Genomic DNA, 15,374 nt, shown 5'->3' with positions numbered 1-15,374 from the left:
GCGCGCTGGGATTCCGCGTGGTGGCATAGCGTGATGGCCGGTTGGTTGGTGGCCGCCGGCTGATGTTGACCTGGGTGGGGTGGGGGTCAGGTGGGTGCGGGTAGGTTCGGCATCCAGGGTCGTCCGAGGATGGCGTCGCGCAGGACGGCCATTTTGTCGAGGCCGTTCTTCGCCGCGCTGGAGACGTAGCCGAGGATCTTGTACCGATCCTTGGTGCGTTGCTCGCTGGTGAGCCGCCCGGAGATCTTCTGCTGGATCTTCGCCGGTCGCAGGTCCCGTTCGGCCTGGTTCGACGTCGGCGGCACCAACAGGTCGTCAACGAAGCGCAGCACGTCGGCACGTCGGTCCCGGAAGACTTCCAACAGCAGGCGGGCTTTACGCTCACCCGGCCGGTTGCCGATGGTGCTGGTGTCGGACAGTCCGACCAGCACGCCGTGGTGCAGCCGGTACAGCAACTCGGCCTTCACTGTGGGGTCGATGCCCGGCCGGTTCTGCTCACGGGCCGTGTTCGTCTCGTGGATCAGCGCGCGCAGCGCGTCGGAGATCTGCTTCGGCCAGACCGCGTCGGGGTACACCTCGGCCGCACCGTCAAGATCACGTAACAGGTGAGCGCAACACAGTTGGTGGACCAGCGTGCCCAACTCGGCCGAGTCGTAGTTCCGGTACCGGTCGTGCACGACCACCGAGCCGGTCAGGTCCTTGACCACGAACGCCGTGAACGTGGCCAGGTCCCGGTCACCGACCTGGTAGTGAGTCCACAACTCGGTACACGCCACGAGCAGGTACTTCTCGGCCTTCTTACGGCCCGGCCTCGGTTTCTTTGGCCCGACCCGCAGCGGCGTCTCGTCACAGCACACCGCGTACGCCAGGGTGATCAACATGCGGATCCGTTTGTCGACCTCGCTGGTCAGCGCCGCGACCCGGGTCAGCACGCCGTGCACGAACCCCGGCGACGGTGTCGCACCGGTCAGCGACCGAAGCATCTGTACACACCGCTGCACCGGGATGAAATGCACGACCATCAGATAGACCGCCCACGCCTGCAGGTTCGGGCCGTACCCCACCGGACCGGCCCCCGCGCCTTCCGGCCGGGCCGCGGTGTGCAGCTTCCCGCACCCACACCGCACCGCATGCTGGTCGTACTGGGTCAGCGTCGCGGTCATCAACGGAACCTCGACCTGCTGATACCGGTCCACCACACCCAGATCCCGCGCGTCCACCAACTCCGCGCCGCACCCGCAACTACCCTCGGGGAACCGGTCCCGCCGCTGATCAGGAGCATCCGACCAGGCCAGGTTCGACCCCGGCGCACCCCGCTGCCTACCCCGCGTACCCGCCGGGGTGTCCCGCTTCTTCCTCGCCGCAGGTGGCGTACGCCCCGGATCATCATCCTTCGACGGCGGAGACGACGAGTTCGACGAGTTCCGCGACAACAGATGCTCGACCCGCGCCAGCCGCACCGCGAGCGCCTCGTACGCCGCCGTCAACTCCGCGATCTGCGCGTCCTGCTCAGCAATCCGAGCGTCCTGCGTCCGTGCCAGCGAGATCAACTCTTCACGAGACAGATCCTCCGACACCGACACGCCAAGATCAAACCACAACGGACAGAACGGCGTCGAGCCGGTCGAACCCCGTCACTCAACCCGCGCTGACCGTCACTCTTCGCGCACCACCTGAATGTTTACGGCGGCGGTTCCGCTCGCCGGAGCGGAAATGGCTAAGGGCGTCCGAACTCCGATCGAACCGTGCCGGCCTCCCGACTCGGCCCCGGAGTCTTTGCGATCCTCGGTAGGTAGCCGGCTTCAGCTACCCCGGGCCACCGTCGTCCGTCCTTCCCCCGGGGGCATCATCCAAGCGAGGTGACGATCGTAGTCGGGTGACGGGTAGGCTGCCGGCCCGTGAGTCTTTTTCGCAGGTCGGGAGCCCTCGACCGGGATGTACCCGTTACCCCGGATGACCAGCCGGCCACGGTGACGGAGAACTCGGATCGGCCCGGCTGGCTGCGACGGCACCGGCGTTGGTGGTATCCGCTGGTCGTGGCGTTGCTGCTGGGGCAGATGGCGTTCGCGATGGTCGCCACTGCGGTGGCGCAGGCGCCGACCATCGACGAGCCGGTGTACGTGGGTGCGGCGGCGCTCTACCTGCAGGGCGGTGGTCTGCAGGTCAATCCGGAACATCCGCCGCTGGGCAAACTGATCATCGGGGCCGGCCTGGCGTTCGCCGACCCGTACATCGAGCCGTCCTTCCAGGGCAACCAGACGGACCTCGGGCGGCACGTGCTGTACGAAGCGGGCAACGACGCCGACCGGCTGCTGCTACTGGCCCGGCTGCCGATGATTCTGCTGACCCTGGCGTTCGGGTTGGTGGTCTTCGCGTTCGCCCGCGACATCACCGGCCGGGCCGGTGCCCTGATTGCCCTGGCGGTGTACGCGTTCACGCCCGACGTGATCGCGCACGGCTCGCTGGCCACCCTCGACGTGCCCACCGCCGGGTTCCTGCTGACCTCGGTCTGGCTGCTGTGGCGGGCGCGGCGGCGACCGTGGCTCTACCTGCCGTTGGCCGGCCTGGCGCTCGGCGCGGCACTGGCCACCAAGATGAGCGCGTTGGCGGCGGTGCCGGTGCTGCTGGCGCTGGCCGCCTGGTCGGTCCGGCACGCCCGGCCGGCCTGGCCGCCCCGCCCGTCCTCACCCCGGGCCCGGCGGTACGTCGTCACCGGCGCGGCCGCGACCGCGATTGGACTCCTCGCGTTGCTGACCGTGTGGGCCAGCTATCTCGTCGTCGACCCACGGCTGCAGACGGTGCCCTCCGGCTCGGTGCCGGCGATCGGCGGGCTGCGCGGAACCGTGGTCGACTGGCTGCCGTTTCCGGAGTCGTTCCGCGACGGCATGCGGATTCAGTTCGGCTTCGAGGACTGGCAATGGGGCGGGTACCTGTTCGGTGAGCCCTACTCCGGCCACCGGTGGTACTACCTGCCGGCCGCGCTGCTGGTGAAGACGCCGCTCGGGGCGCTGGTGCTGTGGCTGGTCGGCGCGGTGGCGATGCTGTCGGTGCCCCGGCTGCGCCCGGCCGCCGGGTACCTGCTGCTGCCGGCCGGCCTACTGCTGGCCGTCGCGATGACCGGATCCCGCGACCTCGGCGTCCGGTACGCGATCGTCGTCCCGGTCTGTCTGGCCGTGTCGGCGGCGGCCGTGACCGCCGTACGGTGGCCCGCCGCGGCCGCCCGGTACGCCCGGCCGGCCGCGGTGGTGCTGGTCGCGCTGGTCGCGGCAAGTTCGGCCCGCGCGTTCCCGTTCTACCTGCCGTACGCCAACGAGGCGTTCGGCGGCCCGGCGCGCACCTACCACCACCTGCACGACTCGAACGTGGACTGGGGGCAGGACCTGAGCCGGTTGGCCGACCGGCTGCGGCAGCGGTACCCGGACGAGCGGGTGTGGCTGGCCTACAAGGGCGCCGGCGTGCCGGAGTACTACGGCATCACCGCCACCGATCCGCGCGAGGTGCCGCCTGAGGAGGTACGCGGACTGCTGGTGGTGTCCAACACCTGGGTGGCGACCACCGGCGGTGAGTTGCGCGAGCTGATCGACAGCAGTGAGCCGATCGACCAGGTCGGTCACTCGATCACCATCTTTCGCCGCTGACCCGGCGACCGCCTGTCCCGATTCCACATCGCCGATCGGCGAGCATCACTGCATCTGGCGCTGATCGTCCGTACGGCCTCGGAACCAGCGCCGAAGAGCGGAGGTGTGGCGCCGGTGTTCTTTCCTCTATGTTCGATCGGGTGGTCCAGCGTCGAAAGGAAACCGTATCTTGACGTCCTCTGCGGCGAACCGCCTCGATCGGGCGGTGCGACTCTTCGAGTTCCTGGCGCGGGCACAGCAGTCGGTCGTCTCGGCGCCCCGCACGGTCGACAGTTACGAGGAGGTCACCTGGACGCGGAGAATGCCACGACACTCCGCCGTGCACTTCGCGCACTGGGGCGCGACGCCGGAGCCGGGCGACGAGGTCGGGCACATCGACCGGATCGATCTGGTCCGACCGCCCGCCGTCGGCGAGGCGCTGCGCCGCTGGTTGACCGCAGGCATCGACGATCCACAGATCACCCCGCAGCTCAAGGTGGAAGTTCCGGATCCGGACGGGGAGCCGGACGTCGACGGCAACCCTGCGGTGTTTCGTCTGGCTGAGCACCCCGACATCGAGGACGCCTACCGGGCCTGGCTGATCCGCTGGGAGACTTGGGCGGAGCGGGAACGCGTCGATCAGCCGGTGCGTGAGGCGTACGGCACGCTCTTCTCGATGCAAGCGGCGGCGGCGAGTAATCCCGAAGAGAAGGAGTTGGTCCTCGCCGTCGGATGCCTCACCTGGAAGCCAGCCGACCATCCGGCCGTACGGCGACACCTGCTCACCGTACCGGTCACGATCGACCTCGACCCGGTAACCGGCACACTGCACGTCAACGCCGCCGAATCGGCCGACCCGCTGCGCCTCGAACTCGACATGCTGGATTCGCACCTGACGCGGTCGCGGCACATCGGCGAGGTCCGGGAAACCGCACGGACCTTCGCCGACCATCCGCTCAACGTAGCGACGATCGGCGAACTGTTGCAACGCGTGGCGCACAGCCTCGACCCGGACGGCGGCTACCTCGAGACGGAACTGCCCGGCAGCGGCGGTCCTGCCCGGCCCGAGGTGACCCTGGCGCCCGCGATCGTCCTGCGTCGGCGCAGCCACGGGCTGGTCGAGGTGCTCGAGCGCATCCGCAAGCAGTTGATCGACGCGGCTTCCGTGCCGGAGGGGATCCTGCCGCTGGTGGATCCGGATCACCGCCCGGCGACCGAGACCGACCCGTCGCCCGGCGCGGTGATCGCCGTCGACGACGAGTTCTACCTGCCGCTGCCGGTGAACGACAAGCAACTGAAGATCCTTCAGCAGGTGGACCGGCACGCCCAGACCCTGGTGCAGGGCCCGCCCGGTACGGGCAAGACACACACCGCCGCCGCGTTGCTCAGCCATCTGCTCGCCCAGGGCAAGCGGGTCCTGGTCACCGCGCAGACCGATCGTGCGCTCAAGGAGGTGCGCACAAAGCTGCCGGAGGCGATCCGGCCGCTGTCGGTCGCGGTCGTCGGCGCGTCCAGGGAGGACATGGCGGACCTGAAGGTCGCGGTCAACACGATCTCGCAGCATGCCATCGACTTCGACGCCGACGAGTCCGACCTGACCATCACCCGGCACCTCGACGCGATCGACCAACTTCGGCGTCAGCGTGCCCAACTGCACGAACGGCTGGTCGACGTGCGGGCCGCCGAAGTCGTCCGGCACGAACGGGGACCGTACCGGGGCACGCTGGCCGCGATCGCCGAGGCGCACCGCCACGCCGGAGAACGGTACGGGTGGATTCATCCGTGGGCACCGGCAGCACCCGGTGACGAGCCCCCGCTGACCCGAACCGAGATCATTGAGTGGTTGCGGCTGCTGCGCGACCAGCAGTTGATCGCGGACGAAGCGTCGTCGCGGGCCACGCTGGCCGACCCCGCGCGGCTGGCCCCGCCAGCGGACTTCGCCGCTGCCGTCACCGCCGAACAACAGGCCCGCGCCGCCCACGACGCGCGGCACGACAGCCGGCAACATCCGGCGTACGCGGTGGTCAGAGCGCTGCCTCCGGCGGCCCGGACCGCGCTGCAGCAGGATCTGCACCGCCTCGCCGACACCGCCGACGACCTGGTGCGACGACGCGAACCGTGGATGGCCGACGCGTTGGCCGACGTGACCTGCGGCCGGGGACAGCTGTGGCACAACCGGGCCGCGCAACTGCGGCAACTGGTGGCACAGGCCGAACCGCAGGTGCGTTACCTCGGCATCACCGACGTGCAGGTCACCGGCGTGCAGGCCGGCGGCGTGCCCCAGGCCGGGCCGGACGTCGCCCAACTCGTGTCGCTCGCCAACCACCTGCGCGAGCACCTGGCGGCCGGCGGCAGGGTCAAGCTCGCAGCCGACGGCACGCCGGTGCTGAACCTGCTCGCCGCCAAGCCGGTCAAGGCGGCTCGGGAGCTGTTCAGCCGGGTCCGCGTGGACGGTCGCCCGCCGACCACGGTCGAGGCCGTCAACGCGTTCCTCGCCTGGGCACAGGCCACCCGGCTGCTGACCGCTGCCGACCGCGCCTGGCCGGCCACCGTCGTCGTCCCGCCCGAGGACACCTTCCAGGAACGGCTGACCTGGCACCAGACCGAGCTGAGCCAACTGCAGCGGGTTCTCGCGCTCGGCGCCGGGCTGACCGACCAGGAGCACCGGCTGGCGGCCGCACAGCTACCCCGCCCACAGTGGTCGGATCTTTCGGCAGTACGGGCCTACGCCGCGTTGGTGGACTCGGCCGCCGCCGCCGACCACCTGGCGCGGACCCGGACCGCCGTGAACGCCATCGGGGAGCCGGTCGTCGCGCTGAGCCATCAGCCGACCGCCGCTGCACCGCTGCGCGAGCTGGTGGAGGCGGTCGCCGCCCGGGACGTGGGCAGGTACGCCGCCGCTGTCGCTCGGCTCACGCGACTGACCCAGGTGCGTGAACTCGTCGACCGTCGGGACGCGCTCGGTTCCCGGCTGCGGGCGGTGGCGCCCCGCCTGCACGACGCCGTCGTCACCGACTGCGCCGATGACAGATGGGACGAGCGCCTCGACGGCTGGGACGACGCCTGGGCCTGGGCGGTCGTCGGCGCGTGGCTCGCCGACCGGCAGATCACCGATCTCAACCGGCTGCAGGCCGAGATCGGTGAGCTCGAGGGCCGGATCCGGGGCCACGTCGAGGAGCTGGCCGCCGCCCGCGCCTGGCGACATGCCGCCTCGCCGGACCGGATCAGCGGCTCCGCCCGGGCCAACCTGCAGCAGTACGGCCAACTCGTGCGAGGGCTCGGCAAGGGCACCGGCAAGTACGCCCATCAGCGTCGCGCCGAGATCCGCCAGGCCATGGACCGCTGCCGCCCGTCGGTACCGGTCTGGATCATGCCGATCTACCGGATCGCGGAACAGCTGCAGGTGCAGCCGGACATGTTCGACGTCGTCGTCGTGGACGAGGCATCACAGGCGGGGCTGGCCGCGACGTTCCTGCAGTACCTGGCGCCGAAGATCGTGGTGATCGGCGACGACAAGCAGGTCTCACCGAGCGGGGTCGGCGTCGACCAGCAACATCTGCGCGACCTCGCGGACCAGTACCTCGGCGACGACCCGTACCGGGCGTCGTGGCAGGACCCGAAGCGAAGCCTGTTCGACGAGGCCAAGATGCGGTTTAGCGGCCTGATTCCGTTGACCGAACACCGCCGCTGCGTTCCGGAGATCATCAACTTCTCCAACCGGATCGCGTACGAGCCGGAGAACATCCGGCTGATCCCCGTCCGTCAGTACGGGGCCGACCGCCTCGAACCGATCCGGCCGGTGCACGTCGGGAACGGTTATGTCAGCGGCACCAGCAACAAGGTCAACCCGCCGGAGGCCGAGGCGGTCGTCGCGCAGATCGTGGCCTGTGCGCAGGACCCCCGCTACGACGGTCTGACCTTCGGCGTGATCTCGCTGCAGGGAGTCCATCAGGCCAAGCGGATTGAACGGCTGCTGCTGGAACAGCTCGATCCGGCGGAATGGGAGCGCCGGGAGCTGCGGTGCGGCGACTCCGCCGATTTCCAGGGATCCGAACGCGACGTCGTGTTCCTCAGCATGGTCGCGGCGATGGAGGACGGCGTACGGATCGGTGCCGCCATAGCCGAGATGTACGTGCAGCGCTACAACGTCGCCGCCTCCCGCGCCAAGGACCAGATGTGGGTCTTCCACTCGGTCCGACTCAGCGACCTCGGCAATCCCGAGGACATGCGTTACCAGCTGCTCGACTACTGCTACGGCGTGACCGCCCGCCCGAGCGAGCACGACGGCACCCGACTGCCGACCGAGGTGCCCGAGGACCGCCGGGTCGCACCCTTCGACTCACTGTTCGAGCAGCGTGTCTACAACCGGCTCGTCGCCGCCGGCTTCACCGTCGTGCCGCAGTTCGAGGCGATCGGCTATCTCATCGACCTGGTGGTGATAGGTCCGAACGGACGGCTCGCGGTCGAGTGCGACGGCGACGCCTGGCACGGGCCCGACCGCTACGAGGCCGACATGGCCCGGCAGCGGGAACTGGAGCGCTGCGGCTGGGAGTTCTTCCGTATCCCGCAGTCGTCGTTCGTCGTCGATGAAGCGGCGGTGTTGCAGGATCTGCGGGCGGCGCTGGACCGGCGGGGTATCCGCCCGTCCGGCTGGGCAGCGGCAGCCGAACCGGCGCGCGAACCAGTCAGCCAGGCGGAACCAGTCAGCCAGGCGGAACCAGTCAGCCAGGCGGAACCAGTCAGTCCGGTGGAACCCGTCGAGCAGGTGGAGCCGGTCGGTCCGGTGGAACCCGCCGAGCGGGATTCGGACCCGGCGCCTGGGCTCAAGCCGTACGAGATCTTCCAGGGCGACGCCCCGCGCGCCGAGACTCCGCCGCCGCCCGGGATGCAGGAGGCCATTCTCGCCATCGTCGCCTGCGAAGGCCCGATGACCGGCGAGCGGCTGCAGACCGCGTACGTGCATGCGGCCGGTGGTAAGCGCGTCGGCCGGGCCTCGGCGAGCGCGATCAACAAGGTGGTCACCGCAGTGGTACGCAGAGGTCTGCTCGTCCGGGACAACCCCCTCGGTGAGTCCGGAGTCCAGCCGAGCACCTACCGGCTCGCCCATCAACCGCCGGCGCTGCCCCGGGCGCTCGGTCCACGCACCTTGGAGGAGGTGCCGCCCGCCGAACTCGCGCAGGTGATGGCCGGGCACGCCAGCGTCCTCGGCTGGCACCAGCCGGAGGCCGTCTACCGGGCGACCCTGCAGACCTACGGCCGTAAGGCGCTCACCGCCGCCGCCTCGGCCCGGTTGACGAAGGTTTCGCCGCTGGCCCGCGCGGTCACCCGTCGGTCGTCGGACAGCTGAGCGGCCCCGTTCGATGATCAATGAAGGTCGTGGGCGAGCCGGGCGACGGCCAGTCCGGCCGGTGACGTGGCGTCCCGCCGCCACACCAGCTCCAGATCAGGGGCGGGAAGCTCGTCGGTCAGCCGGAGCACCACCCCGTCCACTGTGGGTAACTGGGTGAGCGATCGGGGTACCAGGGCGAAACCGTCGACGTCGGCCAGCCCGATCCGGCGCCACCCCACCTGTTCGCAGTCGACCACCTCGACGACCACCCCGGCGCGGGCGCAGGCGGCCAGGATCGCCGACCGGTAGCCGGGCGTCAGTTCCTCCGGCGGCAGACTCAGCCGGCCGCCGGCCAGGTCGGCCAACCCGACCGCGTCCGACCTGACCGTCTCCGACCCGGCCGTGTCCGGCCCCACCGCGTCCGACCCGACAGCGGTACGCCCGGCCAGCGGATGTCCGGCGTCGACCACCGCTACCAGTGGCTCCCGGCGTACCGTCTGGCGGTCCAGGTCCTGGTAGCCCGGCATCCCCCGGGAAAGCACCAGGTCGAACCGGCCGGCCCGCAGCCCGGCGTCCAGCTCGGCCGGCCACGCCTCCCGCGTCCGTACGGTGATCTGCGGATGGGCGGCCCGTACCGCCGCTAGCAGGCGCGGCAGCACCTGCGACGTGGCGCTGGCGACCAACCCGATCCGCACCGTCCCGATCTGACCCTGCCCGGCGGCCCGGGCCGCCCGGACCACCGAGTCGGCGTCGTCGAGCAGCCGCCGGGCGGACGCCACGAACGCCGCCCCCGCGTCGGTCAGCCTAGTCGGCCGACGCTCGAACAGTGGTACGCCGAGCTGCCGCTCCAGGTCGCGGATCTGTCGGCTCAGCGGCGGCTGCGCCATGTGCAGTCGGCGCGCCGCGCTCTCGAAGCTGCCCTCCTCGGCGACGGCGACGACGTACCGCATGACGCGCAGCTCGACCGACATACCGGCACGGTATCCCGACATACTCAGGTGATCTTGTTGCGGGTCGTTCCCGCCGGTCAGGCTCGAATCGACCGACCACCGGAAGGGACACAGTGCACACATCTCGACTGCTCGTCGCGGCCGCCGTCGCCGCGACGTCCGGCGTACTCGCCGCTGGGCCGGCGGCACCCGCAGCTCCCGCCGCGGCCGCACCGATCGCATTTCACGCCGGCTCGGCGCAAGCGCACCAGCACCACCAGCACCACCAGCGGCCGGGCAGCTACGTGCTGGCCGGCGACGATGCCTACCCGGAAGGCATCGCCCGCGACCCGCGCGGCCCGTACTTCTACGTCAGCAGCCTCACCGACGGGCGGATCTACCGGGGCGACGTTCGCTCCCCACGTACCACCGTCTGGCTGGCCGGCGACGATGCCGACGGCCGGACCACCGCCGGCGGCATGAAGGTCGACCGGGCAGGCCGGCTGATCGTCGCCGGCGGCGGCACCGGCTACGTCTGGGTGTACGACACCCGCAGCGGCGACCTGCTGCACCGCTTCGCCACCGCCACTTCGAACTCGATGCTCAACGACGTCGCGTTGGCCGCCAACGGCGACGTCTACGTGACCGACTCGTTTCAGCCCACCCTGTACCGGATCACCGCCGGGCAGTTGCGTGGCGGCGTCGGGGCGACCGCGCCGCTGCGGCCGTTCGTCGACCTGCGGGGCACCGGCATCGACTACGACGACGGGTTCAACCTCAACGGACTGGTGGTCACCCCGGACCAGCGGTATCTGATCGTCGCGGACTACAACGACGGCGCGCTGCACCGCGTCGACCTGCGGCGGCGTACCGTCTCCGCGATCGACCTGGGCGGCGCGGCGGTGCACGGCGACGGCCTGCTGATCCGGGGCGACCTGCTGTACGCGGTCAGCAACATCGACGGGAACGGCGACACGGTCAACGTGCTGCGGCTGCACCGCCACGCCACCCGGGCCACGCTGCTGGCCCGGGTCACCGACCCCCGGCTGCACGGCCCGTCGACGGCCGCATTCGACGGCCGCGACCTGCTGTTGGTCAACTTCCAGTACGGGGCGACCGACCCGGTGCTGCCGTACACGGTGGTCCGGATAACCGCTCGCTGGTGACCATCCGCCGCCCGGCCCCACTCCCGTACCACCCGGCGTGGGACCGGGCGGTCCGTCGGGTCCACGCACCAGGTCAATATATGCACGTCTATATATTCTGCCGGATATCGGGCGAGGCTGACTCCGCGCGTCGCTCCGCCTGATCACGAGGGCGGCTTCACGGCAGATCCGGCCCGGGAGGTAACGCGGCGGCGACCCGTTCGGCGTACCGCCGGGCCTCGACGTCGTCGGCGTAGCGCCGGCGCGGCCAGAAGAAGCCGCGCAGCCCGTCGCCCCTGGTCCGGGGCACCACGTGGGTGTGCAGGTGCGGCACCGACTGGGACACCCGGTTGTTGATCGCGACGAAGGTGCCGCCCGCGTCCAGGCCAGCCTCGACCGCCGCCGCGACCCGCTGCACCAGTGAGAAGTACCCGGCCAGATCGGCCGGCGGCAGGTCGGTCAGGGTGACCACGTGCGGGCGCGGGCTGATCAGCACGTGGCCCGGGAACACCGGCCGGGTGTCCAGGAAGGCCACCCCGGTGGGGGAGTCGGCTACCCGCCACGCGGGGGACTCCCCGGCGATGATCCGGCAGAACACGCACCCGTTCACCGGTGCAGCCTAGCCCGGCTGATGCTCGACCAGCAGGTTCCACCGCACGTCCGCGCCGGCCTCGACCCGGATGGTGACCGGACCGCCCGGGTGGTCCTGGTCGACGTTGCGGGTCATCGTCACCTCGTCGGCGGGGCACTGCAGCTCGAACCGCATCTCCGGGTCGAGGAACACCGCGAGGTCGGCCGCGCCGCTGGCGGCGGCGGCATCCCCGCGGCCGCCGCTGACGCAGTCGAGGCTGACCGACAACCGGCCGGGCGGGACCTCGACCGTGCCGACCGAGACCGGGCCGCTGGTGGCGGCCACCGAGGCGACGGGCCGGGCGTCGGCCATTGGGCCGGGCAGCGGTGCGATCGTCGGAGCGGGCGCGACCGGCGGCGGCGCCGCTGACCGCTGGTCGACCGGGTCGGCGCCGCTGGTGGCGGGCGGGCCGGTATCGGCTTCCGGCGGGTCGGCGGTGCAGGCCGCCAGGGTGCCCGCCCCGATGGCGACGACAGCGAGGACGACGCCGAGCGCCGCGCGGAGGTGACTCATAAGTACCGCTGCAGGATCTGCTTCATCTGGTCGATCTCCTCCTGCTGCGTCTCGACGATCTGTCCACACAGCTCGATGATTTCCGGGTCGGTGATGTCCGACCGCTCGCATACCAGGATCGCCCGCGAGTGGTGCGGGATCATCGACTTGAGGAACTGCCCGTTGCCGATGAAGCTCTCCTCGCCAGCTCTCCGCACCTCGTCGGGCCCGATCGCGGCGTCGCACGTGATTCGCCGCAATCTTCGCCTACCCGCCCTGACGGTGCGGCAACACCCGCGACGGCACCTGTCGCCGGACGCCGACGGTCAGCAGGTAGCCGATCATCCAGATTTCCCCGACGGTGGCCGGCGCCACGAGCAGGTCGGCGACGATCCGGGCGTCGGGCGCGAGGTAGAGCAGGAATCCGCTCGCGAGGTAGCAGATTCCGCCACCGACGAGCACCCAGCCGAGCGGTTGCGGCATCCAGCGTGACCGGAGCACACTGGTGCCCATCGGGATGAGCCAGAGCCCGAAGAACAGGTTGCCGACCCCCCACAGGTTGTCGCTGACCAGGTAGAGGGTCTGGACGGTGGTTGCGGCGTCGCCGATCGGCTCGGCCGCGACCTCGCCGGCCGTGGCGAGCATCGCCGCGCTGCCCATGATCGCCACCGCGTTGACCAGACCGAACGCGCCGATGCTGCCGGCGGCGACCGGGTCGGCGGTGCGGAAGAGGCGGTAGAACCAGACGGCGGCGAGTGCCTGGGTGACGACGACGCCCAGCTCGAGCGCGACGCCGACGCGGGCGAGCATGTCGTGCCCGACCAGGTTGCCCAGTGTCGCGGCGGGGTCGCTGGCGGCGAACAGCTGGGGTCGGACGACCAGAAAACCGAGCATGGCGGTGACGCCGAGTCCCAGATAGAACACGCCGGTCAGCCGCGCCGTGCGGACCAGATCGCTCACGAGAGATCCCCCTTCTCGTCCGCCGGGCGTCCGTAGACGCGACCGGTCGATCTTACGCTGTAAGGCAGATTAACTTACAGCGTAAGGCGGGAGCAAGCGGAGATTGCGGGGGACCGGGGCGAGCGGTCGGCACACGGGCTTGTGCCGGCTTCCTACCCTGAAGCCCGGCCATGCGACGGAGAGTGCGATGTCTCTGCTGGAACATCTGCCGACCATCCTCGCGGTGGTCGTCGGCGGGGTGCTCACCTACGTCGGCACCGGAATCACCGAGCGCAACCGGTGGCGTCGGGAACAGTCCGTGCGGTGGGACGAGCGGCGGCTCGCCGGGTACGTCGAATTCGCCGCCACCGCCAAGCAGATCGCCCTGCTCACCTCGCGGGTGCTGGCCAGCCGCGGTCTGGTCACCGCGATCAGCCCGATCGACCGCGAGGAAGGGCTGGCCCGGCTCGGACAGGCTGAGTCAGACCGGTCCGTGTGCTTCGAGTCGATCCTGCTGCTCGCCGACGGGCCGACCATCGCCGCCGCGCAGGCCCTCACGGAAACGCTGTGGCGGCTGGAGGGGTTCGCCACCGGTGAGGAACCGGTCGACGAACAGACCTGGCGCACCGGGTTCGCCGACTACCGCCGTGCCCGGGCGCAGTTCTACCAGCGGGCCCGGCTCGACATGGGGGTGCGCGCGGCGCAGATCCCGATGAACGCGATCGCCTCCCGCGACGCCCGCCCACCGGGATCGCTCGCCGCCACCGGCACCGACTGACCGCTCGGCGCCGCCGCTCAGCAGCGCAGGTCGAGCCAGACCAGCCGGTGGTCCGAGGTCGGGAACCCGCCGGGCAGCGCGGGGTCGTAGTCGCCGACCAGCCGGAACAGCGGATCCTCCGGCGTCGGCCAGAACACCCCGCTGCCCGCCGTGCGCAGTCGGCGGCTGGGCAGCAGGTAGTCGACCCGCAGATTGCCCGGCGTGCCGTCGGCGAAGTCGGCGGTGTCGTAGCGGGGGTCGCCCTCGTGGGTCAGGTTCGCCCCGCCCTGGCGCTGGCTGGCCGCCGGCCCGCCCGCGCTGGTCGGCGGCCGCCGGTCGTCGACCAGCGGATGCCCGGTGACCTGCTGGGCCGATCCCGGGATGCTGTCGCCGTCGTACGGGTCGGAGTTGAGGTCACCGGCGATGACGAACCGGGCACCCGGGCGTAGCCCGCCGCGGCGGCCCCGGTCGTCGTAGATGTAGCCGGACCGGTCCGGGGTGACGTAGTCGGCCCAGAACCGGATCTCGTCGTGGTTGCGCCGGCCGTTGCGGTCCTCCGGACCGTCGAAGACCGGCGGCGTGGGGTGGCTGGCCAGCAGATGCACGGTGCGTCGGCCGATCCGCACGGGCACATCCCAGTGGCTCTTCGACGACAGCCGTACGTCCGCGAGGGCCTCGGGGGAGTACCAGTCGGCGGGCTCCGGGGTGTCCGGGTCGTCCGGCAGCAGCGCCCCCGGCATGTCACGCCAGCGGAACGTCTGGAAGGTGCGCAGCGACCGCCGGTCGATCGGGTGGCGCGAGTAGACCGCCATGCCGTACTGGCCGGGGAACAGCCCGAAGCCGTACGCGTCATCCGGGCCGCCGACCGTACCGTCGCGGTTGAGGTCGTGCCCGGACGGTACGCCGGTGTTCGACGGGGCGCTGAACCGGTACGGGTAGTGGATCGGCCGGGCCCCGCCCTGCCCGCGGGACAGGTAGTTGCGCTGGAACAGTTCGACGGCCCGCCCCTCGGCGTCGTGGTCGAACTCGTTGATCAGGAGCACGTCGGGGCGGACCCGTTGGATCACCTCGGCGACGTTGGCGGCCTGCCGGTCGCCCAGGGTGGACAGGTCGGCCACCAGGCCGCCGTCGACGCTCCGGTTGAGCGAGGCGTTGAAGGTGGCGAACCGGACGCCGCCGCGCTCGTCGCCCTGCCTGCCGCCTGCCGTCGCTGTCCCGGGCGCCAGCCCCGCCGTCAGACCGGTGGCGATCATCGCCACCAGAGCGGTCACTGTTCGTGTCCGTACCCGCTGTGTCACCGTGCCACCCTCCGGTCGTGTGGTGACCAGTTAACCGGATCTATGTGACGGTTCGGCGAATGAACCCCGAACGTCTGGGCGTCGGCCGTCCGGGCGTACCGCGATGGTCAACTACCGCGCTACCCTGAGGGCGCGGTCGTCGATGCCCGCCGGTCCACCGTCACGGTTCCACCCACCAGTACGATGTCTCGCGGAGCGCCGAGCGCTGGTGGGCACTTCCGTTCGGACATCAGACAG

At 70.8% G+C, this 15,374-nt stretch carries 11 protein-coding genes; 4 read left to right on the top strand and 7 right to left on the bottom strand.

The features are described 5' to 3' along the window. Positions 1 to 86: 86 nt before the first annotated feature. Entirely contained in the window at positions 87 to 1,583 is a 1,497-nt protein-coding gene (locus O7553_RS15685; protein WP_281550504.1) for an IS66 family transposase, read from the bottom strand. A 387-nt stretch (positions 1,584 to 1,970) separates the two neighbouring features. Here O7553_RS15685 and O7553_RS15680 point away from each other — a divergent pair, with 387 nt between their 5' ends. After that, positions 1,971 to 3,638: a phospholipid carrier-dependent glycosyltransferase gene (locus O7553_RS15680; RefSeq protein WP_281550503.1), complete on the top strand. Its 1,668-nt coding sequence runs from the start codon at positions 1,971 to 1,973 to the stop codon at positions 3,636 to 3,638. 169 nt (positions 3,639 to 3,807) lie between these two features. After that, positions 3,808 to 8,964: an AAA domain-containing protein gene (locus O7553_RS15675; RefSeq protein WP_281550502.1), complete on the top strand. Its 5,157-nt coding sequence runs from the start codon at positions 3,808 to 3,810 to the stop codon at positions 8,962 to 8,964. A gap of 17 nt (positions 8,965 to 8,981) precedes the next feature. On the opposite strand, the gene O7553_RS15670 is transcribed toward O7553_RS15675, so the two are convergent. Next, positions 8,982 to 9,917, bottom strand: coding sequence for a LysR substrate-binding domain-containing protein (locus O7553_RS15670; protein ID WP_281550501.1), 936 nt, complete (start codon positions 9,915 to 9,917; stop codon positions 8,982 to 8,984). A 92-nt stretch (positions 9,918 to 10,009) separates the two neighbouring features. Between O7553_RS15670 and O7553_RS15665 the strand changes: the two genes are divergently transcribed. Beyond that, a complete protein-coding gene (locus O7553_RS15665; RefSeq protein ID WP_281550500.1) occupies positions 10,010 to 11,041 on the top strand; it encodes a hypothetical protein in 1,032 nt (343 codons plus the stop codon). 157 nt (positions 11,042 to 11,198) lie between these two features. On the opposite strand, the gene O7553_RS15660 is transcribed toward O7553_RS15665, so the two are convergent. The 4 genes from O7553_RS15660 to O7553_RS15645 are packed head-to-tail and all read right to left on the bottom strand — an operon-like array spanning position 11,199 to position 13,103. Further along, positions 11,199 to 11,630 (bottom strand): HIT family protein, encoded by a 432-nt coding sequence (locus O7553_RS15660; RefSeq protein WP_281550499.1) that lies wholly within the window; start codon positions 11,628 to 11,630, stop codon positions 11,199 to 11,201. Positions 11,631 to 11,639: 9 nt separating this feature from the next. Next, positions 11,640 to 12,164 carry a hypothetical protein gene (locus O7553_RS15655; protein ID WP_281550498.1) on the bottom strand — a complete coding sequence of 175 codons (525 nt, stop codon included), beginning with the start codon at positions 12,162 to 12,164 and terminating at the stop codon, positions 11,640 to 11,642. Next, a complete protein-coding gene (locus tag O7553_RS15650; protein WP_281550497.1) occupies positions 12,161 to 12,403 on the bottom strand; it encodes a DUF305 domain-containing protein in 243 nt (80 codons plus the stop codon). The genes O7553_RS15655 and O7553_RS15650 overlap by 4 nt, the downstream gene beginning before the upstream one ends. 7 nt (positions 12,404 to 12,410) lie before the next feature. After that, positions 12,411 to 13,103 (bottom strand): DUF4386 domain-containing protein, encoded by a 693-nt coding sequence (locus O7553_RS15645; protein WP_281550496.1) that lies wholly within the window; start codon positions 13,101 to 13,103, stop codon positions 12,411 to 12,413. A gap of 187 nt (positions 13,104 to 13,290) precedes the next feature. On the opposite strand from O7553_RS15645, the gene O7553_RS15640 reads away from it, so the two are divergent. Beyond that, positions 13,291 to 13,860 carry a hypothetical protein gene (locus tag O7553_RS15640; protein ID WP_281550495.1) on the top strand — a complete coding sequence of 190 codons (570 nt, stop codon included), beginning with the start codon at positions 13,291 to 13,293 and terminating at the stop codon, positions 13,858 to 13,860. Between the two features lie 17 nt (positions 13,861 to 13,877). On the opposite strand, the gene O7553_RS15635 is transcribed toward O7553_RS15640, so the two are convergent. Next, complete coding sequence (locus O7553_RS15635; protein WP_281550494.1) at positions 13,878 to 15,110, bottom strand: endonuclease/exonuclease/phosphatase family protein; 1,233 nt, start codon at positions 15,108 to 15,110, stop codon at positions 13,878 to 13,880. Positions 15,111 to 15,374 lie beyond the last annotated feature (264 nt).

The organism is Solwaraspora sp. WMMA2059, assembly GCF_027497315.1.
Taxonomy (GTDB): Bacteria; Actinomycetota; Actinomycetes; order Mycobacteriales; family Micromonosporaceae; genus Micromonospora_E.
The sequence above is the reverse complement of the archived record's forward strand: the minus strand, read 5'-3'. Positions and strand labels throughout refer to the sequence as shown.